Annotated in this window: 25 protein-coding genes; 18 read left to right on the top strand and 7 right to left on the bottom strand. The window is 56.2% G+C overall.

From position 1 onward, the window contains the following. Positions 1-11: 11 nt before the first annotated feature. Entirely contained in the window at positions 12-500 is a 489-nt protein-coding gene (locus WMO26_RS05295; RefSeq protein ID WP_349218672.1) for a deoxycytidylate deaminase, read from the top strand. 13 nt (positions 501-513) lie between these two features. On the opposite strand, the gene WMO26_RS05290 is transcribed toward WMO26_RS05295, so the two are convergent. Further along, positions 514-1,716 (bottom strand): class I SAM-dependent rRNA methyltransferase, encoded by a 1,203-nt coding sequence (locus tag WMO26_RS05290; RefSeq protein ID WP_349218671.1) that lies wholly within the window; start codon positions 1,714-1,716, stop codon positions 514-516. A 250-nt stretch (positions 1,717-1,966) separates the two neighbouring features. Between WMO26_RS05290 and WMO26_RS05285 the strand changes: the two genes are divergently transcribed. The 5 genes from WMO26_RS05285 to WMO26_RS05265 all read left to right on the top strand — a co-directional run bounded on the left by WMO26_RS05285 (position 1,967) and on the right by WMO26_RS05265 (position 6,721). Further along, complete coding sequence (locus WMO26_RS05285; RefSeq protein WP_349218669.1) at positions 1,967-2,740, top strand: amino acid ABC transporter substrate-binding protein; 774 nt, start codon at positions 1,967-1,969, stop codon at positions 2,738-2,740. Between the two features lie 78 nt (positions 2,741-2,818). Further along, on the top strand, positions 2,819-3,490 hold the full coding sequence (locus WMO26_RS05280) for an amino acid ABC transporter permease (RefSeq protein ID WP_349218668.1): 672 nt from the start codon (positions 2,819-2,821) through the stop codon (positions 3,488-3,490). A gap of 15 nt (positions 3,491-3,505) precedes the next feature. Continuing rightward, positions 3,506-4,270: an amino acid ABC transporter ATP-binding protein gene (locus WMO26_RS05275; RefSeq protein WP_349218667.1), complete on the top strand. Its 765-nt coding sequence runs from the start codon at positions 3,506-3,508 to the stop codon at positions 4,268-4,270. A 322-nt stretch (positions 4,271-4,592) separates the two neighbouring features. After that, positions 4,593-5,660 (top strand): glycosyltransferase family 4 protein, encoded by a 1,068-nt coding sequence (locus WMO26_RS05270; protein WP_349218666.1) that lies wholly within the window; start codon positions 4,593-4,595, stop codon positions 5,658-5,660. Continuing rightward, a complete protein-coding gene (locus WMO26_RS05265) occupies positions 5,657-6,721 on the top strand; it encodes a lysylphosphatidylglycerol synthase transmembrane domain-containing protein (protein WP_349218664.1) in 1,065 nt (354 codons plus the stop codon). Before WMO26_RS05270 ends, WMO26_RS05265 begins: the two co-directional genes overlap by 4 nt. Before the next feature lie 121 nt (positions 6,722-6,842). Here the strand turns inward: WMO26_RS05265 and WMO26_RS05260 are convergent, their stop codons facing one another. After that, positions 6,843-8,615, bottom strand: a complete 1,773-nt coding sequence (locus tag WMO26_RS05260; protein ID WP_349218663.1) for an Rqc2 family fibronectin-binding protein — start codon at positions 8,613-8,615, stop codon at positions 6,843-6,845. Positions 8,616-8,890: 275 nt separating this feature from the next. Beyond that, a complete protein-coding gene (locus WMO26_RS05255; RefSeq protein ID WP_349218661.1) occupies positions 8,891-9,397 on the bottom strand; it encodes a flavin reductase in 507 nt (168 codons plus the stop codon). Between the two features lie 335 nt (positions 9,398-9,732). Between WMO26_RS05255 and WMO26_RS05250 the strand changes: the two genes are divergently transcribed. The 12 genes from WMO26_RS05250 to rbr all read left to right on the top strand — a co-directional run bounded on the left by WMO26_RS05250 (position 9,733) and on the right by rbr (position 21,230). Beyond that, positions 9,733-10,953, top strand: a complete 1,221-nt coding sequence (locus WMO26_RS05250) for an argininosuccinate synthase (RefSeq protein WP_349218659.1) — start codon at positions 9,733-9,735, stop codon at positions 10,951-10,953. Between the two features lie 128 nt (positions 10,954-11,081). Beyond that, positions 11,082-12,473 carry an argininosuccinate lyase gene (gene argH / locus WMO26_RS05245; RefSeq protein WP_349218658.1) on the top strand — a complete coding sequence of 464 codons (1,392 nt, stop codon included), beginning with the start codon at positions 11,082-11,084 and terminating at the stop codon, positions 12,471-12,473. Next, the gene (argC, locus tag WMO26_RS05240) at positions 12,470-13,504 is read left to right on the top strand and encodes an N-acetyl-gamma-glutamyl-phosphate reductase (protein ID WP_349218657.1); all 1,035 of its coding nucleotides are present in this window, start codon (positions 12,470-12,472) and stop codon (positions 13,502-13,504) included. Before argH ends, argC begins: the two co-directional genes overlap by 4 nt. 88 nt (positions 13,505-13,592) lie before the next feature. Beyond that, a complete protein-coding gene (gene argJ / locus WMO26_RS05235; protein WP_349218655.1) occupies positions 13,593-14,813 on the top strand; it encodes a bifunctional glutamate N-acetyltransferase/amino-acid acetyltransferase ArgJ in 1,221 nt (406 codons plus the stop codon). Between the two features lie 47 nt (positions 14,814-14,860). Beyond that, positions 14,861-15,730 carry an acetylglutamate kinase gene (gene argB / locus WMO26_RS05230; RefSeq protein ID WP_349218653.1) on the top strand — a complete coding sequence of 290 codons (870 nt, stop codon included), beginning with the start codon at positions 14,861-14,863 and terminating at the stop codon, positions 15,728-15,730. 55 nt (positions 15,731-15,785) lie between these two features. Further along, positions 15,786-16,973: an aspartate aminotransferase family protein gene (locus WMO26_RS05225; protein WP_349218651.1), complete on the top strand. Its 1,188-nt coding sequence runs from the start codon at positions 15,786-15,788 to the stop codon at positions 16,971-16,973. Between the two features lies 1 nt (position 16,974). Then, positions 16,975-17,889 carry an ornithine carbamoyltransferase gene (argF, locus tag WMO26_RS05220; RefSeq protein WP_349218650.1) on the top strand — a complete coding sequence of 305 codons (915 nt, stop codon included), beginning with the start codon at positions 16,975-16,977 and terminating at the stop codon, positions 17,887-17,889. A 121-nt stretch (positions 17,890-18,010) separates the two neighbouring features. After that, positions 18,011-18,181 (top strand): 4Fe-4S ferredoxin, encoded by a 171-nt coding sequence (gene fdxA / locus WMO26_RS05215; protein ID WP_349218649.1) that lies wholly within the window; start codon positions 18,011-18,013, stop codon positions 18,179-18,181. A 127-nt stretch (positions 18,182-18,308) separates the two neighbouring features. Next, positions 18,309-19,031: a tRNA1(Val) (adenine(37)-N6)-methyltransferase gene (locus WMO26_RS05210; RefSeq protein ID WP_349218647.1), complete on the top strand. Its 723-nt coding sequence runs from the start codon at positions 18,309-18,311 to the stop codon at positions 19,029-19,031. Positions 19,032-19,116: 85 nt separating this feature from the next. Beyond that, positions 19,117-19,971 (top strand): 16S rRNA (cytidine(1402)-2'-O)-methyltransferase, encoded by an 855-nt coding sequence (rsmI, locus tag WMO26_RS05205; protein ID WP_349218646.1) that lies wholly within the window; start codon positions 19,117-19,119, stop codon positions 19,969-19,971. Positions 19,972-19,983: 12 nt separating this feature from the next. Beyond that, positions 19,984-20,574, top strand: coding sequence for a DMP19 family protein (locus WMO26_RS05200; protein ID WP_349218645.1), 591 nt, complete (start codon positions 19,984-19,986; stop codon positions 20,572-20,574). A 113-nt stretch (positions 20,575-20,687) separates the two neighbouring features. Then, a complete protein-coding gene (gene rbr, locus WMO26_RS05195; RefSeq protein WP_349218644.1) occupies positions 20,688-21,230 on the top strand; it encodes a rubrerythrin in 543 nt (180 codons plus the stop codon). Positions 21,231-21,746: 516 nt separating this feature from the next. Here the strand turns inward: rbr and WMO26_RS05190 are convergent. The 4 genes from WMO26_RS05190 to WMO26_RS05175 all read right to left on the bottom strand — a co-directional run bounded on the left by WMO26_RS05190 (position 21,747) and on the right by WMO26_RS05175 (position 25,319). After that, positions 21,747-22,160 carry a hypothetical protein gene (locus tag WMO26_RS05190; RefSeq protein WP_349218643.1) on the bottom strand — a complete coding sequence of 138 codons (414 nt, stop codon included), beginning with the start codon at positions 22,158-22,160 and terminating at the stop codon, positions 21,747-21,749. Positions 22,161-22,246: 86 nt separating this feature from the next. Then, on the bottom strand, positions 22,247-23,584 hold the full coding sequence (locus WMO26_RS05185; RefSeq protein WP_349218642.1) for a glucose-6-phosphate isomerase: 1,338 nt from the start codon (positions 23,582-23,584) through the stop codon (positions 22,247-22,249). Positions 23,585-23,695: 111 nt separating this feature from the next. Then, entirely contained in the window at positions 23,696-24,910 is a 1,215-nt protein-coding gene (locus WMO26_RS05180; protein WP_349218640.1) for a D-alanyl-D-alanine carboxypeptidase family protein, read from the bottom strand. A 178-nt stretch (positions 24,911-25,088) separates the two neighbouring features. After that, on the bottom strand, positions 25,089-25,319 hold the full coding sequence (locus WMO26_RS05175; protein ID WP_349218639.1) for an HPr family phosphocarrier protein: 231 nt from the start codon (positions 25,317-25,319) through the stop codon (positions 25,089-25,091). Positions 25,320-25,367: the final 48 nt, after the last annotated feature.

Here is a 25,367-nt window from a genome sequence, read left to right as displayed (position 1 = left end):
GGGAATCCCCCATGACCAGACGGGACAAGGAGAACTATTATCTGGACATCGCCCAGACCGTAGCCGAGCGCGGCACCTGCCTGCGCCGCAACTTCGGCGCCATCATCGTCAAAAACGACCAGATCATCGCCACCGGCTACAACGGCGCGCCCCGGGGCCGGAAAAACTGCTGCGACATCGGGGTGTGCATGCGCGAAAAGCTGGGGATTCCCAAAGGGGAAAGGTACGAGCTGTGCCGCTCGGTCCATGCGGAGGCAAACGCCATCATTTCCGCCGCCCGAAACGACATGATCGGCAGCACCCTGTACATGGTCTGCCGGGACGCGAAAACCAATGAAATCGTCCCCGGTACCAGCCCCTGCTCCATGTGCCGCCGGCTCATCATCAACGCCGGTATCAAACGGGTGGTCATCCGCAACACCGAGCAGGAATTCACCGCCGTCTACGTCCAGGAATGGGTGGACAACGACGAGGTCCTCACCGGAGTGGGCGGGTATTGATCCGCTTTTCCTGTTAGGCGTCCCGGACGATTTGCAGCAGGTAGAATTTCAGGTAATAGGACTGCTCGTCCGCCCAGAGAATGGGATGGTCGGGAGACTGGGTGCGAAATTCCAGCTGGCGCACCCGGCAGCGGGCGTCCCCGGCGGCCTGGCGGATGACCTGGGCAAAAAGCTCCTGGGTCATAAAATGCGAGCAGGTGCAGGTGGCGAGATATCCCCCGTCGCGCACCAAGGCCATGGCTCGGCGGTTGATCTCCCGGTAGCCTCGCGCCGCCGCCTTCACCGAGCTGCGGGACTTGGTAAAGGCAGGCGGATCGAGTACCACCACGTCGTACCGCTCTCCCCTCTCCTCGAGCTTCGGAAGCAGGTCGAACACGTCGGCGCACCAAAACTCCACCCGGTCCTCAAAGCCGTTTAAAGCGGCGTTTTTCCGGGCCTGTTCCACTGCAGTCTCGGACGCGTCCACCCCCGTCACCCGCCTGGCGCCGCCTTCCGCGGCGTTTAGCGCGAAGGACCCGGTGTGGGTAAAGCAGTCGAGCACTTTGGCCCCTTTGCACAGCTTGCGCAGGGCCAGGCGGTTAAAACGTTGGTCGAGAAAATAGCCGGTTTTCTGCCCTTCGGCCACGTCCACCTCAAACTTGAGGCCGTTTTCTTCAATCTGAATCTTCGTATCGAAAGGCGCACCCAAAAAGCCGGAGAACAGCTCCATTCCTTCCTTGCGGCGCACCTTGGCGTCGGACCGTTCGTATACGCCGGTGACCGGGAAGCCTTCCGCTTCCAGCCGATCGCACAACAGGCGAAGAAGGATGCCTTTGAGCCGGTCGATGCCCAGCGCCAGGGACTGGACCACCAGAACACTTCCATACTTGTCCACCGTCAGGCCCGGCAGAAAGTCCGCCTCGCCGAACACCAGGCGGCAGGTCTGGAGCCCCGTCACCGCTTTTCGCAGATTTACACAGGCATCAATCCGGCTGCGCAGGAAGTCTTCGTCGATTTCCTGCGCGTTTTTTCTGGTAAGCAGCCGCACGGTGATCTTCGACCGGGTGTTGAGAAAGCCGGCGCCTTGAAAATAGCCGCCGAAATCCATCACGTCCACAATATCCCCGTCTTTTGGCTCTCCCTTGATTTGGGCGATCTCATTGTCATACACCCAAAGGCCGCCGGCCTTTAAAGCCCGGCCCTCGCCTTTTTTGAGCCATATCTGTCCTCTTTGCAATGCGCCTCTCCCCTTTCCTGACAAAACTTCGAGCATTATACCACATCTTCTTCGAAAAACATACCAGTTTCGGCCGTTCTTTACGGTTTTCTGCAAAAAAACTGCTTTACTTTGCTGTGCTAATATAGTAGAATACCAGTGGAATTAATCCCATAAACCCGGATGTTTGCGGGAAAACGCGGCGGGAAACGCCATCGGTAGCGGCATGCGTTTGAAACCGCGGCAATTTTGTTTAGGAGGGTATTTTTGCATGAAAAAGAAACTGACACTGGTCCTGGCTTTCGTTATGGTACTGACCATGTGCCTGTCCTTTGCGTCCTGCAGCAAGGCCGAGGGCAAGCTGGTGGTTGGCGTGGACAACGCGTTTCCGCCCATGGGCTTCGTGGACGACAAGGGCAACCTGACCGGATTTGACATCGAGCTTGCCAAGGAAGTGGGCAAGCGGCTCAACCTCGACGTGGAAATCCAGGCCATTGACTGGAAACGCAAGCAGGACGAGCTGGACGCGGGCAATGTGGACTGCCTGTGGAACGGCTACACCATCACCCAGGAGCGCCTGGATGCCTGCACCATCTCCGAGCCTTACATGAAGAACCGCCAGATCATCGCCGTCAAGGCCGATTCGGACATTGCGTCTTTGGACGATCTCAAAGGCAAAAAGTTGGCGCTGCAGTCGGAATCCTCCGCCGCCGAGGCGCTGGACAGCAAGCCGGATTTCAAGGCTTCTCTGGGTCAGGTGCTTCTCTTCGACGACAACAACCAGGCCCTTCTCGATCTGGAAGCGGGCGGCTGTGACGCGGTACTGCTGGACGAAGTGGTGGCCAACTACCACGTGAAAACAGATGCCAAGATTAAAGTGCTCGACATTTCTCTGGCCGACGAAGAATATGGAATCGGCTTCCGCAAAGCGGACACCGCCCTGTGCGAAAAGGTGGAAAAGGCGCTGCACGAGATGAAGGAAGACGGTTCTTTGGCGGAGCTGTCCACCAAGTGGTTCGGCAAGGACGTAACCACCGTCAAATAAGAATAATCCTTAAAATATCGAACAATTTGGGAGCCCGCGCGGGCAGACGGCGCGGGCTCCTTTGGAGGTTAAATGCAGATGGACGGTTTTCTCGCATGGCTGCAGGATTTCGGGAGCTTGTTCGGCCAGCTGGCCGAAGGCTTCGGCACCACGGTGCTGATTTTCCTGCTTACGCTGGTGTTCGCGCTGCCCCTGGGCATGCCGCTGGCGCTGGGACGGATGTCCAAGTGCGCCTGGATTCGCAAGCCCATTGAAATCTTGCTGCTCATCGTGCGGGGCACGCCGTTGATGCTGCAAATTATTTTTGTGTATTTCGGCCCCTATTTTCTGTTCGGGATTCCTCTTTCCGGATACCGCTTCCCGGCGACCATCATTGCCTTCTCCATCAATTACGCGTGTTATTTCGCGGAAATCTACCGGGGCGGCTTGGAGTCCATCCCGGTGGGGCAGCACGAGGCGGCGCAGGTGCTGGGCTTTTCCAAAAAGCAGACCTTTTTCCGCATTGTGCTTCCACAGGTGTGCAAGCGGATTCTGCCGCCTATGTCCAACGAGGTCATCACTTTAATTAAGGACACGGCTTTGGCACAGACGGTGGCGGTGATGGAGCTGTTTCGGGTGGCGAACGCCGCGGCAAACGCCCGCACCTCCTTGATGCCGATTGTGCTCGCCGGTGTTTTCTATCTGTTCGGCAGCTTCGTTATCACGCGGGTCTTCAACTTTGCAGAGCGCAAGCTCGGCTATTATCGGTAAAGGGGGCGTCAGACAATGGCAGTATTAGAGGTATTAAACGCCCGCAAGTCCTTCGGTGAAAACGAAGTGCTCAAGGACATATCCTTTTCCGTGGACAAAGGAGAAGTGGTGGCCATCATCGGGCCCTCCGGATCCGGAAAATCCACCCTTCTTCGCTGCTGTACCATTCTCGAACGGCTGGACGCCGGCTGCATCCGCTATTCCCAGGACACGCTGGTGGAGACTACAGTGGACGGCAGCGCACGGTACGCGGACAAGACGACTATGAAACGCATCCGGCAGCGGTTCGGCCTGGTTTTTCAGAGCTTTAACCTGTTTCCCCACCTGTCGGTGATGGATAATCTGACAGAAGCGCCCGTCCATGTGGTTGGGGTAGACAAGGGAGCGGCAAAGAAAAAGGCGGTGGAGCTGCTGGCGAAGATGGGCCTGTCCGACAAGGCGGGCGCATATCCCTTCGAGTTGTCCGGCGGGCAGCAACAGCGGGTAGCGATTGCACGAGCCATGGCGCTCGACCCGGAAATCCTCTTTTTCGACGAGCCCACCTCGGCCCTCGACCCGGAGCTGACCGGGGAAATCCTCAAGGTCATGCGGGAGCTTGCCCAGGAGCATATGACCATGGTGGTGGTGACCCATGAAATGTCCTTTGCCCGCAACGTAGCCGATCGGGTCATTTTCATGGACAAGGGCCTCATTGTGGAGCAGGGCGATCCACGCAATGTGATCGACCATCCGGAAAACGAACGCACCAAACTTTTTTTACAGAAAATTGCAGAAAAATAAAAAAATCACCCCGGTCCTCAAAAAGGATCGGGGTTTTCTTCTGGGCAGGTCCGCACGGTATCATGATCGCGGCAATCCCGGGAATACTAAGGCTGCAGGGATTTTGATGCCTGCACCGTCATAAGGAAAGGAACGAATGGTTTTGGACAGGAATCCGCCTAAGATGCTCCTTCCCTTCCGAAATTCGGTTGCAATCAGGGCGGTTTTGTGATAGAGTATAGTATATTATTTGCATCCATATGGATAAATTGCCCCTGTTTTGTAGCAAAACAAACCGATTATGGGATGCGCGTTGTTTGCTGAAAGGACTGTTTCTGCTTTTATGAAGACAATAACCATGATGTCGGAAGCCGATATGACCAAAGGGCATGGCGTCTTATCCGTGTACGACGAATTGATGATGCTGTTGGAGAATTACTATCCGGATAAGTATATCGTGCGCAAAAATTCCCTGGCTCATGCGGATATTTTCCATTACCACACCATCAATCCGGAGTTTTACCTTTCCATTCCTCTGGTGCGCAAAAAAAGCATCACGGTGGGCTTTGTCCATTTTATGCCCAAGACCTTGGATGAAAGCCTTCACCTTTGGAAGATTGCAAAAATTCCATTTTATAAGTATATCATCAAATTCTATCATTCCATGGATTACCTGGTAACCGTTAACCCTCATTTTATCAAAGAACTGGTGGATGCGGGCATCGAACGGGATAAAATTACCTATATTCCCAACTGCGTTTCCTCGGAGCATTTTTTTGAGATGTCCAAGGAGGAAAAGAAAGCGCTGCGGGAGAAGCTGGGCATCCCGCAAGACAAGCGCGTGGTCATCGGCGTAGGCCAGCTGCAAATCCGCAAGGGCGTGCTGGACTTTGTTGAGGTGGCGAAAAAAAATCCCGACAAGCTGTTTTTATGGCTGGGCGGGTTCTCCTTCGGCAAGATCAGCGACGGCTATAATGAAATCAAAGAGCTGATGGAGCATCCCCCGGAAAACGTAAGGTTTGTGGGGATGGTGGAGCGCTCGGAAATGAACGACTATTATAATGCCTCCGACCTGCTGCTGCTTCCTTCCTTCGCGGAGCTCTTCCCCATGACCATCCTGGAAGCGCTCAACTGCAAGCTTCCCATCGTGGTGCGCAATCTGGAGGAATATCAGGGTATCGTGTCCGACTATTGCCTGTTGTGCGAGGATGTGGACGGGTTTGACCGGGAAATCAACCGGCTATGTAGGGACAGCGCCTATTACGAAGAGGCGAGAGCCAAGTCCGCGGCGGGACGTGACTATTATTCGACGCAAAACGTGGCGAAAATGTGGGATCAATTCTACAGCGGCCTGACCAAAAAGGTACGCAGCAAAAAACTTTCCTGTGATAAGGGCGGGGTGGCACGTTGAAGTCGAACAAGCTGAATATTTTTGTCTTATTGACCTGCAGCCTGATTATTGTCGGGTTTGTCTTTTTTTCCTCGGGCGTCGAAAATCTGGTGCATAACTTCAACTCCCTGAATTTTTGGTGGATCGCGGCTGCGATCGGCTGTATGCTTCTTTACTGGCTGCTGGAATCCGTGATTTTGCATATTATGATCAAGCCCATGTACAAAAAGCAGAAGTTTCTCAATTCGGTGCGTGTTTCCATGGGCGGCCAATATTTTAACTCGATTACCCCCTTCTCCTCCGGCGGACAGCCCTTTCAGGCCTATTACCTGAAAAAGCAGGGCGTACAGCTGGGTGTGGCCATCAACAGCCTACTTTCCAAGTTCATCATTTATCAGGTGGCGCTGGTTATCGTTTCGGCGGTGCTCTTGGGTCTACGGCTGGGATACTTCCAGCAGAAGGTCAGCAATTTTGCCCTCATTGTGCTGGTAGGCTTTCTCATCAATCTGATCGTGATGCTCTGCCTGATCGGCTTTGCTCTCTTCAAAAACACCACACGCAAAATCAGCCGGGGAATCATCCGGTTTCTTGCTAAAATCCGGATTTTTAAGGACCCGGACGAGAAAATTGCGTACATGGACGGGGAACTGGAAAAGTTCAGCGCTTGTTTTAAGGAAATGGTTAAGGACCTGCCTACCATGATCGTTTCTTTTCTGTTGTCTATTGTACAATTGATCGTCTATATGGCGGTCCCTTACATGATCTACAAGGCCTTCGGCCTGAGCGAAATCGATTTTTTGACTATCATCGCCGCCCAATCCTTTGTGATGATGATATCCTCCTTCATCCCGATTCCGGGCGCGGGCGTTGGTGCGGAGGGCTTTTTCTATTTCTTCTTCCAGCAGTTCTTCATTAAGGAGGGCCAGCTGGGTCTTGCGTTGATTTTGTGGCGGGTGATTACCTTCTACTTTACCATTGTGGTAGGTGCTTTCTTTGCCGTTAAGGCGAACAAAAAGAACGGGCCCGAACCGGACAGCATCGAAGAAGATGTTCCTGCAGGCGAAGAAGACATACAAGTTTAAACAACAAAAAACAGCCGCCGGTGAGCCAGCGGCTGTTTTATTGCGTTTATACTTACCACATGGAAAATCCAAAAATGTCCTGGCAGCAGTACCAAACCGTACGGGATACTGCCGCGGGGGTTCAGCCCTTATCCCGCAGCCGCTCCACCAGCGCCTCCTCCGGGGTCACATAGGCGGTCTGGTTGGTGGTGTAAATCACCATACCGGGTTTGGCGCCCTGGGGCTTCTTGACAAACTTGACCGGCGTATAGTCCACCGGTACCTGAGCGGAATCCTTGGCCCGACTGTGGAAGGCGGCGAGAGACGCCGCTTCCTCAATGGTCCGTGCAGGGACTTCCCTGCCCCCGGTACAGACGATCACATGAGAGCCGGGGATGTTCTTGGTGTGAAACCACAGGTCCGACCCTTTCGCCTGCTTGAGGGTCAGGCGGTCGTTTTGCTGGTTGTTGCGCCCGACCAGGATGGGAAAGCCATCGGAGGAGGTAAAAGCAAGGGGCTTTAAGGGCGCGGGAGCCTTCTGCTGCCGCCCTCCTTTTGCGAGCCGCCCGTACCCCTGGCCCGCCAGTTCCGCGCGGATTTCAGACAGCTCCCGTTCCGTATCCGCCCGGGACAGGGCATCGAACACCGTATCGATGTAATCGAGCTCCTGCATTCCCTTTGCAATCTGCTCGTTTAAGATTTTTTCCGCCGTTTGGGCCTTGCGGTAATCCTTATAATACTTCTGGGCGTTTTGTACCGGGGTTTTCGCCGGGTCCAGCGGAATGCGGATGGGAGGGTTCCCTTCCTCGAAGAAGTTGTCCACCTGGGCCACCGGCATCCCCTTTTCCAGATGATATAAGTTCGCGTTGAGCAGGTCGCCGTACCGGCGCAGGCGTTCCCGGTCGGCACACTGCAAAAGCTCCGCTTTCTGGGCGTTGATCTTTCGGGAAATCCGCTCGGAGGCGTTTGTCAGGGTTTTGAGCAGATCCTGGGCCCGGTGGCGGATGCGGTCCACCCGGTCCCGCTCGGCATAGAACCCGTCGAGCAGCTCGCTGTAGCTCTCAAACGGGGTCAGGGCGGCGGCGGTCCCGTACTGGGTGATGGTGAGGAAGGAAAAATCAATGGGTTTTCCCTGGGCCACGTCGGTGACCATCACAGGACGGCCTTTTTGTGTCTCTAAAATGTCCTTGATCTGGCTCAGATAAAACTGCAAGCGTCCTTGTTCGGTTTCATTAAGAGCGGCGCTGCGCAGGGCGGCGCCCCGGCCGGTATAATGGGCGATCTCCCGGCAGACGATGGGCGACACGCCCAAAAGCAGGCTCAGAAGCGCCTTTTCCAGCGCTTCGTCCTTTCGCCCGGCAAGGGCGGCAACCATATCCGAAGGCTCGTCCTTCGTCAGATCCATCCGCCCAGGGGCCTGCGGGGGCAACACATACCGCATCCCCGGCAGCACCATGCGCACCGAAGACATGTCCGCGTCCACCCGCTTGACCGCGTCGATGATGCGCCCATCCTCCCCGATGAGGATGAGGTTGCTGTGCCGGCCCATAATCTCCACCGCCAGAGTCAGGGCCACATGGTCGCCCAGCTCATTGGTGGTGTCAAAGTCGAGAAAAAGGACTCGTTCCAGCCCCGGCTGGCGGATGGCAGTAAGCTTCGCCCCGGTCAGGTGCTTGCGAAGCAGCATACAGAGCATGGGGGGCTTCGCGGGATTTTCGGGGGCGTGGGTGGTAAAATGAATCCGGGGCGAGGAGGCCCGGCAGGACAATAGAAGCCGTCTCGACCCTGCCCGAGAGCGCACGGCAAGCACCAGCTCCTCCTTAGAGGGCTGGTAAACCCGTTCCACTCGCGCGTCCGGAATTGCGTCGAACAGTTCCTGTTTTAATAAATATAGCAGCGCTCCGTCCAGAGCCAATGGGATACACAACCTTTCTTTTGAAAACCCCCGCCGGCAGCGTCCGCCTTTGAGCGGCCGGAGCCGGCGGGGTATTGCGTTCTTTTTTCGCCGTCATCAGGAGACCGTACCGAAAAAGGGCACTCTTCTCTTTTCCCTGCAAGGACCGGCGTCTTCAAACGCACCCTCTCCCCGCCGCTTCCTTCGATTGGGATGGGTGCTGCTTGCGCGTCTCTTTGGGCCTTCTTTTTCATGAAAAGCCCGGTTTGTAACAAGAATAACCACAAAAGCCGGGCTTACTCCTTCTCCAAAACCTTGACGATCTCCGCCACGAACAGCTTGTGGTAATCCTTGCTGGGGTAATAGGTTTCATCCAAGGTCTTGTCAAGAAATCCGGCAGGGTCTAAGTCGCTCGTATAGAGCTTTTTGCATACAAGAATGCGTTCAGCCTGGGAAAAAGCCGCGGTCCCGTCCAGGAAAAAAGGAGTCAGCCCGGTTTCCTTGGCCTTATCATAATCCCGGCCTGACTTGCTGCCGCAGAACTTGAGCGCGTCTCTCCATTCTTCTGAAAAGAAGGAAAGGGTGAAGAGGTCGTTTTGCTCCACAAAGCCCAGGGTATACCGCTGGGGCCGGATGCCGATGGTCACGACGCATTTGTTCCACATGATGCCCATTCCGCCCCAGCTGGCGGTCATGGTATTGTACCCGGTTTCATCCCCTGCGGTCACGAGCATCCATTTGTCGCCGATGTCGGAAAAAACGTTGCTTTCGATTTCTTTGGGGCTGATTTCTTTGTATGCCATGGTGTTCCCTCCATTATGTCAATTGTTTCAGCCGAACAGACGAAAAATTCTACGAATTGCCGGCAAAAGAATTGCTATTATTGTAGCATATTTTGCGTGGGTTTCAAAGGGGATTGCGGTTGAAAAGCACACAAGGGTTCGGTATAATATATGTGGTTTTTCGCAGCGGTACCACGAGAGAACCGCCGAAGCTATCGGCAGACCTTTTTCGACCGCGGGCGGACATTTTGTGCAGAGTGCTGAATTTGCAGTAAAATGAATATTTATACGGTTTTATCTTGCATTTTATTCAGGATGAGTGTATGATTATTCACAACGAAAGAGAGGGACTTATTATGGGTAAGATTAAGAAAGTAGTATTGGCGTATTCCGGCGGACTGGACACCTCCATCATCATTCCATGGCTCAAGGAAAACTACGACAACTGCGAGGTCATCGCGGTAGCGGCGGACGTGGGTCAGGGCAAGGAGCTGTCAGGCCTGGAAGAAAAGGCGAAGAAAACCGGCGCCTCCAAGCTCTACATTGAGGACCTGACCAAAGAGTTCGTGGAAGACTGCATTTGGCCGACCCTGAAGGCAGGCGCCAAGTATGAGAACATGTACCTGCTGGGCACGGCGTTTGCCCGTCCGGTCATCGCCAAGCGGATTGTGGAAATCGCGCTGGCGGAAGGTGCGGATGCCATCTGCCATGGCTGCACCGGCAAGGGCAACGACCAGGTCCGCTTTGAGCTGACCATCAAGCACTTTGCTCCCCACATGCAGATCATCGCCCCCTGGCGCACCTGGGAGCTCAAGTCCCGGGATGAGGAGATCGACTACGCGGAGGCGCACAACGTCCCGCTGAACATCACCAGAGAGACCAACTATTCCAAGGACAAGAACCTGTGGCATCTGTCCCACGAGGGCCTTGACCTGGAAGACCCGGCCAACGAGCCCAAATACGACGAGATTCTGGAAATGGGCGTTTCTCCCGAGCAGGCGCCCGACAAGCCCACCTATGTGACCATCTCCTTTGAGAAGGGCGTGCCGGTTGCCGTCGACGGCGAGAAGCTTAGCGCGGTGGACATTGTCAAGAAGCTCAATCAGCTGGGCGGCGAGAACGGCATCGGCCTTCTGGACATGGTGGAAAACCGGCTGGTGGGGATGAAGTCCCGCGGCGTGTACGAGACGCCCGGCGGCGCCATCCTCTACTACGCCCACGACGCGCTGGAAACCCTCACCCTCGACCGGGATACCCAGCATTATAAGCAGCAGCAGGTGGCAGGCCAGTTTGCCGACCTGGTGTATTTCGGCAAGTGGTACACCCCGCTCAGGGAAGCCCTGTCCGCCTTTGTGGACAGCACCCAGGAAACCGTCACCGGCGATGTCAAGCTCAAGCTTTACAAGGGCAACATCATCAACGCCGGCATGACTTCTCCCTACTCCCTCTACGACGAGGAGATTGCCACCTTTGGTGAGGACGAAGTGTATAACCAGATGGATTCTCAAGGCTTCATCAACCTGTTCGGCCTGCCCATCACGGTCAAGGCCATCAAGGACGGCAAAGGCAAGAAATAAGGTTTGCGTAAAAGCTGCCCGGGACTGCTAAACGCGGCCGGGCGCATGCCCTAGGAATTGGACACATCATTTTAAGCAGGCGTTTGGGCGGGAGTGAAAGCTCTCGCCTTGTCTGCATCAATGGAGGGATGGCCTTGAAGCTGTGGGCCGGAAGATTTTCCAAGGAAGTGGACAGCAAGGTAAACGATTTTAATTCCTCGATTTCCTTTGACAGCCGGATGTACCGGGAGGACATCGAGGGTTCCATCGCCCACGCCACCATGCTGGGCGAGCAGGGAATCCTTTCAGACGGGGACGCGATGCAGATCATCGCCGGGCTCAAGCAGATTCTTGCCGACATCGAGGCGGGAACCTTGGCCATCGACCCGCAAGCGGAGGACATTCACACCTTCGTGGAAGGGGAGCTGACCGCTCGCATCGGCGACGCGGGCAAGCGCCTGCATACCGGGCGAAGCCGCAACGACCAGGTGGCGCTGGACCTGCGCTTGTATCTGAAAAAGCAGGTGGATCTGCTTTATGGGGAAACAAAGGCGCTGTGCGAAGTGGTAGCCAAGCAGGCGGACGCATATGCGGACACGGTGATGCCCGGCTACACCCATTTGCAGCGGGCCCAGCCCATCACCTTCGGCCATCATCTGCTGGCCTGGGGCGAAATGCTTCTGCGGGATTTGGGCCGGCTACAGGACTGCAAAAAGCGCATGGACTGCTCGCCCTTAGGCTGCGGCGCGCTGGCAGGCACCACCTATCCCTTAAATCGGGAACGCACGGCCGACCTTCTGGGGCTGGCGGCGGTGGCGCGCAATAGTCTTGACGGCGTATCCGACCGGGATTACGCTTTGGAGCTTTGCTCCGCCCTCTCCATTTTGATGATGCACCTCTCCCGCTTTTCCGAGGAAATCATCCTCTGGTGCTCGTGGGAATTTAAGTTTATCGAGCTCGACGACGCTTATTCCACCGGCTCTTCCATCATGCCGCAGAAGAAAAACCCGGATGTGGCGGAGCTGGTGCGTGGAAAGGCGGGCCGGGTGTACGGTGACCTGATGGGGCTTTTGACCGCGATGAAAGGCCTTCCTCTTGCCTATAATAAGGACATGCAGGAGGACAAGGAGGCGGTTTTCGACGCGGTGGACACGGCCCATCTTTGCCTGACTACCTTCGCCCCCATGCTCGCTACGATGAAGGTCCTTCCCCAGAACATGCGCAAGGCGGCGGCCGGCGGCTTTATCAACGCCACCGACTGCGCCGATTATCTGGTGAGCAAGGGCCTCCCCTTCCGGGACGCCTATAAGGCCACCGGTTCTCTGGTTGCCAGATGCATTGAACTGGGAACCACGTTGGAGGCGCTGCCCCTTGAGGAATACAGGGCGGTGTGCGACCGATTTGATTCGGACGTATATGACTTCATCAGCTTGGACACCTGCGTGTCCCAGCGCAAGGTGCTGGGCGGCCCGGCGCCGGAGAACGTGAAGGCGCAGGCACAGGCGATGCTAGAAAGGCTCAAGGAGGGAACCGCGTTATGATTCGAGCGGGAATTGTAGGCGCCACCGGTTATGCGGGGGCGGAGCTTTGTCGGCTTTTGTATGCCCATCCGGAAGTGGAAATTGCGGCGGTCAGCTCGGTGAGCTTCGAAGGGCAGGCCCTTTCGGATGTATATCCCGCCTACCGCGGGTTTCTCGACCTTATCTGCGGCAACCAGGAAGAGGTGGTGGAAAAGAGCGACGTGATCTTCGCCGCTCTTCCCCACGGCCTTTCCCAAGAGTTGGCGGCCCAGTGCATAGAGAAAAACAAGGTGTTTATCGACCTGGGGGCGGACTTCCGCCTGGAAAACGAAGAGGACTACAAGGAATGGTACGGCGGGACCTATTTGGACAAAAGCCTGCACGCGCAGGCGGTTTATGCCATGCCGGAGCTTTTCCGGGAGCAGATCAAGGGAAAAAAGCTGATTGCGAACCCGGGCTGTTACACCACCGGCGCGCCTCTGGCTCTGGCGCCGGCGGTGAAGGGTGGTCTGGTGGAACCCCAAGGGATCATTGTGGACTCCAAGTCGGGCGCGACCGGCGCGGGACGCGGCCTTTCCCAGACCACTCATTTTACCGAGCTCGACGGGGCGTTTCACCCCTATAAGGTAGCCTGCCACCGGCACACGCCGGAAATCGAGCAGACCCTCTCCCACCTAGCGGGGAAACCGGTGCGCATCACCTTTGTCCCCCATCTGCTGCCGGTGGACCGGGGGATTATCTCCACCTGCTACGCAAGGATTATGCCGGGCGTAACCAAGGAGCAGATCCGTCAGGCATACGAGGACTTTTACAAAGACGAAACCTTTATCCGTCTGCTGCCCGACGGCAAGGTTGCGGACATCAAGGCGGTCAAATACACGAACCTGTGCGACATTTCCCTGCATGTGGACACACGCACCGGCACGCTGGTTGCAGTGTCGGCTTTGGACAACATGGTAAAGGGAGCAGCGGGGCAGGCCATCCAGAACATGAATATCGTGTTCGGCCTGCCGGAAGAAACCGGGCTCAAGCTCGTCCCGCCCGCGTTTTAACCCCATTGTTTTGTCGCCTTTTGGGGCGAAAAACGGGATCGCAAGGTTCTCTCCGGTACCCGGAGAGGCAAACAAGGAGGAATCACCAATGGCTTATACCTTGATCCCCGGCGGCGTCACCACACCGGCCGGGTTTACCGCGGCGGGAACTCACTGCGGGGTACGCAAGAACAAAGAGAAAAAAGACCTGGCCATGATCTACTGCGAGAAGCCCTGCGGGGCCTGCGCGGTCTATACGCAGAATTTGGTCAAGGGCGCACCCATCCTGGTTACCCAGAGAAACATTCGCCAGGGCCGGGCGCAGGCGGTCATCTGCAACTCCGGTAATGCCAACACCTGCAACGAGGACGGGGTGCAGAAGGCCAACCGCATGTGCGAGCTGACGGCGAAGGCCTTGAAGATCGACACGAGGGACGTAATCGTCGCTTCCACCGGCGTCATCGGCCAAACCTTGCCCATCGACCCCATTGCCGAAGGGATCCCTGTCCTGGCCGCAAGCCTCTCCAAGGAAGGCGGGGCGGACGCGGCCGAGGCCATTATGACCACCGATACCGTGCGCAAGGAGCTGGCGGTGGAATTTTCCATCGGTTCGGCCACCTGCCGCATCGGCGGCATGGCCAAGGGCTCTGGGATGATTCATCCCAACATGGCCACCATGCTCTGCTTTTTGACCACCGACACGGACATTCACCCTGAGCTTCTGGACAAGGCTCTTCACGAGGCGGTGGGCCAGAGCTTCAACATGGTTTCCATCGACGGGGACACCTCCACCAACGACATGGTGTCCATCATGGCCTCCGGTCTTGCGAAAAACCCGAAGATCACCGATTTCGGCGACGGGTATCAGATCTTCCTCTGTGCCCTCAAAGCTTTGTGCACGGCGCTGTGCAAGCAGGTGGCAAAGGACGGCGAAGGGGCTACAAAGCTGCTGGAATGCCGGGTAACGGGGGCGAAATCTCTTCCGGCGGCGAAAACGGCGGCGAAATCCGTCATCTGCTCGAGTCTCGTAAAGGCCGCCATGTTCGGCGCGGACGCCAACTGGGGCCGGGTTCTCTGTGCCCTCGGATACGCAGGCACTCCTATCGACGTGACCGGTGTGGGCGTTGCCTTTGAGAGCAGGGCCGGGCGCATCCAGGTCTGCGAAAACGGGGCGGGTATGGACTTTGACGAGGAAAAGGCCAAGCAGATCCTTTTGGAGGACGAAATTCTCATCGACGTGACCCTCAAGGACGGCGAAGCAGAGGCGACCGCCTACGGCTGCGACCTGACCTACGAGTATGTGAAGATCAACGGCGACTACCGCACCTAAGCCTTCGACCGGTTTATCCATTATTCTGACGAAACAGGTGATACCATTTGCAGCAGCAACCCAATTTTATCTCCAACTACGATAAGGCGAAGGTGCTGGTTACGGCCCTACCCTATATCCAGAAATATTACGGAAAGACCATCGTGGTCAAGTACGGCGGCAATGCCATGATTTCCGAAGAACTCAAGGACGCGGTGATGAGCGACATTGTTCTGCTCACCTTGGTTGGCATCCATGTAGTGCTGGTCCACGGAGGCGGCCCGGAGATTTCCGATACCCTCAAAAAGATGGGCAAGGAAAGCAAGTTTGTGGGCGGCCTGCGGTACACCGACGAGGAAACCATGGAAGTGGTGCAGATGGTGCTGGCGGGCAAGGTAAACAAAGACCTGGCCCAGCGCATCGCCGGCCACGGCGGCAGGGCCATTGGCCTGTGCGGTTTGGACGGAGCGATGATCACCGCTGAGAAAAAGCAGGGCATGGACCTGGGGTTAGTTGGCGAGATTACGAAGGTGGACGTGTCGGTCATCCAGGACGCGCTGGATAAGAAATACATCCCGGTGGTGGCCACGGTGGCGGCGGGAGAACACGGCGAATCCTATAACATCAACGCCGACATCGCCGCCTCCCGCATCGCGGCGGAGCTAAAAGCAGAAAAGCTCATTTTGATGACCGACATTCCCGGCCTGATGCGGGACGTTTACGACGAAAGCACCCTCATCCCGGTGGTACAGGTCAGCGAGGTCAACTCCCTCAAACGGGACAATATCATTTCCGGCGGCATGATTCCAAAGATCGACTGCTGTGTGGATGCGGTGCGCCGTGGGGTCAACCGGGCCCACATCATTGACGGCCGGGTTCCCCATTCCATCCTGATCGAAGTTTTGTCCGACGAGGGCATCGGAACCATGTTCCTGTAACCAAAGAGGCTGGGTGGATTCCCAGCCTTTTGCCAAAAGAAAGGACGCGATGCGCATGACCATATCTGAAGCAATGGAGCGGGAGTCCCAGTACCTGATGCCTACCTACAAACGCTTCCCCGTGGTGCTGGAAAGCGGGAGCGGCGCTACGGCTACCGATGTGGAGGGAATCTCCTACATCGACTTTGGCGCCGGTATCGGCGTCAACTCCTTAGGCTACTGCGACGAGGGCTGGGTCAAGGCGGTCTGCCAGCAGGCGGGCAAGCTCCAGCACATCTCCAATCTCTACTATAGCCCCATCCAGATTGAGCTGGCTGAAGCGCTGGTCACTCTGACGGGTATGAGCCGGGTGTTTTTGTGCAACTCCGGCGCGGAAGCCAACGAATGCGCCATCAAGGTGGCACGCAAGTACAGCTTTGACAAGTACGGCGAGGGGCGCAGCACCATTCTGACGCTGCAAAACTCCTTCCACGGCCGCACGGTGACCACCCTGGCCGCCACCGGACAGGATGGTTTTCATCAGTACTTCTCCCCGTTCACGGAAGGGTTTGATTACATCCCAGCCAACGACAAGGACGCGTTGCTCGAAAAGCTGGGTCCTGGCGTGTGTGCGGTGATGCTCGAATGCATTCAGGGGGAAGGCGGGGTTTGCCCGCTTGACGCCGATTATGTCCGCTTTGCAGCCGAGGAATGCAGGAAACGGGACGTGCTGCTGTTGATCGACGAGGTGCAGACGGGAATCGGCCGCACGGGGACGCTGCTGGCAAGCGAGCAGTTCGGCGTGAAACCCGACGTGGTGACCCTTGCCAAGGGCCTGGCCGGCGGGCTGCCCATCGGCGCGTGCCTTTGCTCCGACGGCCTTAAGGACACCATGAGCGCCGGCATGCACGGCTCCACCTTCGGCGGCAACCCGGTTTCCTGCGCGGCTGCTCTGTACGTGCTCGACCGGGTTTCCAAGCCCGCTTTCCGAACCGAGGTCAAGGAAAAGGGCGCTTATCTCAGAGAACAGCTTCTGGCCCTTCCTCACATCAAAGAGGTGCGGGGTATGGGGCTGATGCTGGGCGCCGTGCTCGACGAAGGGCTCGCCGCGGGTGAAATCGCGGTAAAATGCGCCAAAGAAGGGCTCTTGGTCTTAACCGCAAAGGCGCTTTTGCGCTTTTTGCCGCCGCTGACCATTACCAAAGATGAAATCGACCGCGGGCTTGCGGTTTTAAAAACCATTTTGACAAGGGAGGACTCGTAATATGAACCATCTTCTTCGCATGCTGGACCTCTCCACCGACGAAATCACCCAGATTCTCAACCTGGCGGACCAACTCAAGTACGAGCTCAAGCACGGCATTGAGCATAAGCTCCTGGCCGGTAAGACACTGGGCATGATCTTTCAGAAGGCGTCCACCCGCACCCGGGTTTCCTTTGAGGTGGGCATGTACCAGCTGGGGGGCTACGCTCTGTTCCTGAGTGCCAACGATCTGCAGATCGGCCGGGGCGAGCCGGTGGAGGATACCGCCCGGGTCCTTTCCCGGTACTTGGATGGCATCATGATCCGTACCTTTGAACAAGCGGAGGTGGAGGCGCTGGCGAAGCACGGCTCCATCCCGATCATCAACGGCCTGACGGACATCTCCCATCCCTGCCAGGTGCTGGCGGACCTTCTGACTATCCGGGAGATGAAGGGCCGGTTCGACGGGCTCAAGATGTGCTACATCGGCGACGGCAACAACATGGCAAACTCCCTGATCGTAGGCGGCCTGAAGGTGGGGATGCAGGTATCGGCGGCCTGCCCGGCCGGGTATGAGCCGCTGGTGAACGAGGACCCGTTTGTAAAAGGCAACAAAGCCTATTCCTTCTGCAACGATCCGATGGAAGCGGCCAAGGGAGCGGACGTGGTGATTACCGATGTGTGGGCCTCCATGGGCCAGGAATCGGAGGCTGCCAAGCGCAGGGAAGCCTTCCAGGGCTACCAGGTGAACAAGGAGCTGATGGCGGCAGCCAACGGCGACGCCATGGTTCTTCATTGCCTGCCTGCCCACCGGGGCGAGGAAATCGCGGCGGACGTGTTTGAGGCCCATGCTTCGGAAATCTTTGAGGAAGCGGAAAACCGGCTGCATGCCCAGAAGGCGGTCATGGTCCTTTTGATGGGCGAGAAAAAAGCGTAAGGAAACCCCAAAAATTTACGGCCCCAATTTCGTGTTTTTTTCCGCCTTTTTCGATCATTGCCCTTGCTTTTTTTCCTAGGCGTGTTAAAATAGACACGTAACAAAAAAGGAGGTGTACATAATGGCCTATTTTATCAACGACGAATGCATCAGCTGCGGCGCTTGCGAGGCGGAGTGCCCCGTTTCCGCGATTTCTGCTGGTGACGGCAAATATGTCATCGACGATAGTCTCTGCATCGATTGCGGTGCTTGCAATGGCGTATGTCCGGTCGGCGCCCCGCAACCCAAATAAACAAGGTTTTACGCCAGACAAAAGGCGGAACGCTTTTGAGGGACGGCAGGTAGAATATTTTTTCTGCCGGGTTTCCCTGCTTTGGCGTTCCGCCTTTTTCCGTATCCATAGCAAAAGGAGAGTCTTTATGCAGCAGAGCAAGCGCCTGCCCCTGGGCGGCGGGCATGTGATCTTTGTGTCCCGCCGGCACACCTTCGGCACCGACGCGCTGCTGCTGGCTCATTTCGCCGCGCCAAAGATTTCCGACCAGGTTTGTGACCTGGGTACCGGCTGCGGGATCCTTCCCTTGCTCTGGCTGCGGGATCAAGCGGTCGGTACTCCTATAGACGCGGTGGACATCCAGGCCGATGCCTGTGCTCTTCTCGGCCGCAGCCTGTTGGAAAACAGCTGGGAAGGACGGGTGCGCCCAATCTGTGAGGACTTAAAGGATCTTTCTCTGCCTGCCGGAATGTACAGCCTGGTGACCTGCAATCCCCCCTACCGGCGTCCCGATTCAGGAAAGCTCTGTGAGGACGAGGGGAAAAACATCGCCCGGTTCGAGCTCTGCTGCACGATTTATGACGCGGCCAAAAGCGCTGGCCGCCTGCTAAAAACAGGCGGGCGTTTTTGCCTGTGCCATCTGCCCGAACGGCTTACTGACTGCGTACAGGCCATGCGGGAGGCGGGAATCGAACCCAAACGGCTGCGCCTGGTAGAGCAGCAGGCCGGGGCGGCTCCCTGGCTTTTGCTGCTGGAAGGAATCAAAGGCAGGCAGAACGGGCTGAAGTTACTCCCCTCTCTGACGCTGCGGAAGACAGATGGGACGGCTACGGAAGAAGCCCGCAAAATTTATGCGGGGTTTGACCTCTGACTCTGGCTTAGTCCGGATTCGCCCTCTTTTTACAAGGGCCAACAAAGAAAGAATGCTATACTGGAATCAAGAAGGAGGCAACCGCATGCCCGGCAGACTGGTCTTGGTGGGAACCCCCATCGGCAATCTAGCGGATTTCTCTCCCCGCGCCCGGCAGGCGCTGGAGGAGTGCGACCTGGTCGCGGCGGAGGACACCCGCGTCACCCTCAAGCTCTTAAACCACTTTGCCATCAAAAAGCCCCTTGTCAGCTATTACGAGCACAACCGCCGGGAAAAAGGCGAGCTCATCTGCGCGCGGCTTCTGGCGGGGGAAACCGTCTGCCTGGTCACTGACGCGGGGATGCCCGCCATCTCCGACCCGGGAGAGGACCTGGTGGCCCTGTGCGCCGAACAGCAAATCGAGGTGGCGGCGGTACCGGGGCCCAGCGCGGTGGTGACGGCGCTGGCTCTCTCGGGGCTTCCTACGGGCCGGTTCTGCTTCGAAGGGTTTTTAAGCACGGCAAAGGTCAGCCGCAGCGAGCACCTGGAGGAAATCAAGACGGAGCGGCGCACGCTGGTGTTCTACGAAGCGCCCCACAAGCTTCCTTCTACGCTCAAGGACTTGTACGAAGCCCTGGGAGACCGGCGGATTGCCATCTGCCGGGAGATGACCAAGCTGCACGAAGAAGTCATCCGCACCACTCTTGGAGAAGCCGCCCGGCGCTTTGCAAAAGAAACGCCACGGGGCGAGCAGGTTCTGGTCATCGAAGGGGCGCCCAAGCTGGAGCCGCAAACGCTTTCCCTTAAGGATGCGGTGGCGCTGGCAAGGGAGCAGATGGACGAAGGGCAGGCAGCCGCCCAGGCGGCTAAGGAAGCGGCAAAAATTAGCGGCCTAAAAAAGGGTGACATCTACCGGGAACTGATGAAAGCGGACAACGCCGCCGAGAAAATACAGAAATAAGGAGTGAGACTCATGGAAAAGAAACTAGAAAAGCGGTACGGACTGGAGCTGGCGGTAGGCGCGGCGGTGCTGGCCGCCAGTACGATTACCGCCTATTTTCTGATGCGAAAGGACCGTAAATTGCTGGAAGAAAAGGTCAAAGCGTTCATCCGCTTAGGCGAGCGATACCGGCATCTGACCGGGCCGCTTTTTGACACCATTCCCCAGCGCCAGCTTTATCGGGCGGTAACGGCCAACTTAGACGGAAAACTCAAAGACGCTGCCGATCCCAATGAGGTGCTCTCCTCTTTTACTCCCGAGCAAAGTACCATCTACATTATCCACGACGTATGCCGTTCCATTGTGTCGGGCGGGTTTATTAAACTTTTTACCGGCGAACACAGCGTGTTTGCCCAGAGCGCGCCGGAAATTTTCGAGCAGGTGGGCGCCCACGACTACACGGATATTTTAAGCCGGGCAAACGCCATCTTTGAGGGCGGGGTCAACGCCTCTGAATTTCAGCCGCTGGACGCCGCGTTTTTGACCTTGCTGAAAACCAATCCCATCTCCCAATGCTGCGGCGTGTTCATTTCTGAGCACCGTTCGGCGTTTCTGGATGCGTAATCAGTTGCGTTTAGGGAAAACAAAAAATAGGGAAAAATTTTTTCAAATTTCTCTTGATATTATACCAAATTAGTGTATAATAAGAATAACATCAATTTATAGGAGGTTTTATCATGGTTGATTTTGAAAACAGCAAGACAAAAGCAAACTTAATGGCCGCATTTGCCGGGGAGTCCCAGGCGCGCAACAAATACACCTATTATGCTTCCAAAGCAAAAAAGGAAGGTTATGAGCAGATCGCTGCGATCTTCGCGGAAACCGCCGCCAACGAGAAAGAACATGCCGAACTGTGGTTTAAGCACCTGCATAACGGCGAGATTCCCGATACCCTTACCAACCTCAAGGACGCTGCCGACGGCGAGAACTTTGAATGGACCGATATGTACAAGAACTATGCCGAAATCGCCCGTGAGGAAGGCTTCACCGCTCTGGCTACCCAGATGGAGTTGGTTGCGAAGATCGAGAAGACCCATGAAGAGCGTTACCGCAAGCTGATTGCAGCCATTGAGAACGGTACTGTTTTCAAGAAGGATCAGCCGGTGATGTGGGTATGTCGCAACTGCGGCCATATTCATGTGGGCGTTGCCGCTCCGGAAATCTGTCCTACCTGTAAGCATCCGAAGGCTTATTTCGAGATCAAGGCGGAAAACTATTAATTTCTATCGCCAGTTGTACCATAGAAGTCAAAGCAGTCACCCATTCATCTGGGTGGCTGCTTTTTTATACGGCGTTTGTTCCATCCGGAAAGGGACGGCACCTGTTCCCTGTCCCGCCGCCTACCTGCGGCATCCAGCTTAAGGAGAAGGCGCCCCCAATCAAAGCCGGCCGCACCGCGAGAAACGCGGCGCAAAAGCCCGGGCTTTCCGCTATCCTTGTTCCATGTCCTCTTCCCACACGATTGCGGCCGCGTATATCCTGCTCTTTCCTGCGAGCAGAGTCGCTTTTTCGTGGTTTGCTCATACCATCCGGCGCGCCCTTTTTCCAGGTGTCCTACGGACGTGCGGGCGGCTTTGACGATTTGCCTGGCCCCGAGCATCGCGGCAGACCGGTTCAAACAGCAGGCACGGACATTCGCCGACAAATGCCTGCCCGGTCTTTATAAAAAAACCGGTATGTCCAGAGCCGGGCTCTGGACATACCGGAAATACCATGCTTTCGTGATATTGCACCCGTTACGGATTGACAATCTCCGCGTCCACCTGGGGGATATCCGCGCTGGCAGCCGAAACCGACAGGGTAATGGTGGTCTTGCTGGCGTCCGACAGAGCCTTAAGCTTGTTGGCAAATGTGCCGAAAGCCTCCAGATCGCTGCCACCGATCTTCAGAGTACCGTCGATGAAGATATCGGTCACATCGTAGTTGGCTGCGCAGATGCCGCTGACAAAGCCGAAGAATGCGTCAAAGCCGCAAATTTGATAGGCCTCCGCGTCAACGAGGCGGATCTGATGGCTGATGTCATAGGTAAGCTTGGAGCCTTTCTCAATAAAAACCACGTCGCCCTTCGTATTCTTCATAGCGTCGTTGGCCAGATCAATCAACACCTTGGTTTTGCCGGTTCCTTTTTTGCCGACGATTAACTTAATCATGGTCATTACCTCCTAAATATTTTCGTTGCACACAGCGGTGAAAGAAGCTTCTATTTCTCAAATGCCCCAAAGGCAGGTTACGCGGGTTATTTGAGCCGCTGCTCGAGCAGTTCCTTCTGTTCCTCGTAGCCGGGCTTGCCCAGCAGCGCGAACATGTTCTTTTTGTAGCTTTCCACGCCGGGCTGGTCAAACGGGTTGACGCCCAGCAGATAACCGGAAATGGCACAGGCCTTTTCGAAGAAATAGGTCATATATCCATACTCGTAGGCGTTGGCCTCGGGGATGGAAAGAACCAGATTGGCCACGCCCCCGTCGGTATGAGCGAGAACCGTGCCCTCAAAAGCCTTGCGGTTGATATAAGACATGGGCTTGCCAGCCAGGAAATTGAGGCCGTCGCCGTCGTTTTCCTCTTTTTCAATACAAATGTCCTGCTTTGCCTTTTCAAAGAGCACCACCGTCTCGAACATGGTGCGCGAGCCGTCCTGCACGAACTGGCCCATGGAATGCAGGTCGGTGGAAAAGTTGACCGAGGCCGGGAACAGACCCTTGCCGTCCTTGCCTTCGCTCTCGCCGTAAAGCTGCTTCCACCATTCAGCCACCATGACGAAATTGGGCTCGTAGGCCACCAGCAGTTCGATGGCTTTGCCCTTGCGGTACATAATGTTGCGCAAAGCCGCGTATTTGTAACAATCGTTCTTCTCAAGGTCGCAGACCGCATAGGCTTCCCTCGCGTCCGCCGCGCCTTTCATCATCGCGTCAATGTCCGCTCCGGACACCGCGATGGGGAGAAGGCCTACCGCCGTAAGCACCGAGTACCGGCCGCCTACGTCGTCTGGTACCACAAAGGTCTCGTACCCTTCCTCGTCCGCCAGCTTTTTCAAGGTGCCGCGGGCCTTGTCGGTGGTGGCGAAGATGCGTTCCTTCGCCCCGTCCTTGCCGTACTTCTTTTCAAGATAGGCCTTGAACACCCGGAATGCGATGGCGGGCTCGGTGGTAGTGCCGGACTTGGAGATGACGTTTACCGACACGTCTTTGCCCTCGCAGATGGAAAGGACCTCGGAAAGAGCCGTGGAACTGATGGAATTGCCGACAAAATAAATATCCGGCGTGTCTTTTTTCAGGCTGTTATAAAGCGGAGAATTTATAAACTCCACCGCCGCGCGGGCACCCAGGTAGGACCCGCCGATGCCGATGACGATCAAAACGTCAGAATTCTTCTGAATCTTCTGGGCCGCCTTTTTGATCCGGGAAAACTCCTCCCGGTCATAATTGACCGGCAAATCCAGCCAGCCGATAAAGTCGCTGCCCATACCGGTGCCTTTGTTAAGCATCTCGTGCGCCGCGGCCACCTGCGGAGCAATCCCGCAAAGCTCATGGGCGCGGACAAAGCCGTTCATATGCCTATCAATCAGTTTCACTGCCATGCAACCGCCTCCTAAATAGGTTGGTTTCATTTTACCGTATTTCCACCATATTTGCAAGGCGAAGGCATGTCAATTTTTACTTTTTGTGTAACATTTACAGTTTCGTCATGTTTAAACCGCCAAAAGCCCTTGGATGAGCAGACAAAACGCCTTGAAGAAGGACATCTTTTCCACGCTCTCCGCCGCCACTAAGGGAACTTCCGCGAGGATCTCGTCCCCGGAGGTAATGACCGCTTTGCCGATCTGCTGTCCCTTTTCCACTGGGGCCTCCACCTGTTCCATCAGTTCGATACTGGCGGACAGTTCCCCGGCTTTGGCCTTCTCGATGAGAATTTTGCTCGTGCCCGATACCTCGACCATCACCTCCGGCTGCATGCCATGGCTGACCGGGATGGGGACAATCTCTTCCATGTTGATAGGCGGCTCTACCAAAGCGTAGTTGGCAAAGCCCCATTCGAGCATGCTGCGCGCGCCGTTAAACTGGTCGTTTTTCTCCTCGCCGCCTAAAACCACCGCCACCAGGTGCAGGTCGTTTTTCATGGCCGAGGCGGAGACGCACCGACCGGCGTTGTTGGTGGTGCCAGTTTTCAGGCCCGTGGCCGGCTCATAGAAGCGGATAAGCTTGTTGGTGTTGGCAAGGCCGGTGGCCCCGTCGCGCAGCGAACCGGTCCAGATTTTCGTATAGTCCATGATCTTCTCGTGCTTTAACAGCTCACAGGACATGACGGCGATGTCGTGGGCGGTGGTCATGTGTCCATCCTCGTCAAGGCCGTGGGCGTTTTTGAAGGTGGTGTCGTTCATCCCCAGCTCCTGGGCCCGCTGGTTCATCAGGGCAACAAAAGCTTCCTCGGTGCCGGAGATATACTCGGCCAGGGCTACCGCCGCGTCGTTGGCGGAGTTGACCATCAGGCCCTTCATCAGATCGTCCACCGACATGGTTTCCCCCGCTTCCAGGAAGATGGTGGTGCCTCCCATGGCCATGGCGTTGGGGCTGATGAGCACCATGTCCGTCAGCGAGATGCTCCCCTTTTCCACCGCTTCCATGGTCAGCAGGGCCGTCATAACCTTGGTAATGGACGCGGGCGCCCGTTTTTCATTGGAATTCATTTCATAGAGAACCTTCCCGGTGGTGACCTCCATCAAAATGGCGGACTTGGCCTTGACTTGAATCTGGCCGGAATCTTCGGGGGCGATGGTGGGCAAAATCCCCCCGTCGTCGGTCAGCTCCGACGTAATATCCGACGCACTGGCAAGGGCGCCGGTAGACCCGCATAGCACCAAGACAACCGCCATGAACAAAGACAAGAATTTTGTCAGTTTCCTCATTACTGCACACCTCCGCAATCTTCTGTGCTAAAGCTTATGCGGGGAAAGGCGAAAACATGTACAAAGAAACGAAAGACCGCCGGGCTTGTCCGATTTTCCCGGACGCCCGGCGGCCCGCTTGGCAAAAAAAGAGGGGCAAGCCCTAAAAAGGGCCTGTCCCTCATACGGCAATGCGTTTTTACTTCGCAAGGAAAGGCGCGATCTCGTCCATAAACTTGGAATTGCCCTCGCAGTCAGCCTGCAGCAGAAGCTTCTGGGAAAGGTCCAGGCTGAAAATACCCATGATCGACTTCGCGTCGATGACGTACTTGCCCAGCACCAGCTCCACGTCGAAATCATACTGGTTGACGATGTTGACGAAGTCCTTTACGTCCTTGATGGAATTGAGCATGATGTTTACGCTTACCATCTTTCATTCCTCCAAATCGTTATTTTTCTGACTATCTTATTATAGTCG

Source organism: Solibaculum intestinale, from assembly GCF_040096205.1.
GTDB classification, from domain to species: domain Bacteria; phylum Bacillota; class Clostridia; order Oscillospirales; family Acutalibacteraceae; genus Solibaculum_A; species Solibaculum_A intestinale.
The sequence above is the reverse complement of the archived record's forward strand: the minus strand, read 5'-3'. Positions and strand labels throughout refer to the sequence as shown.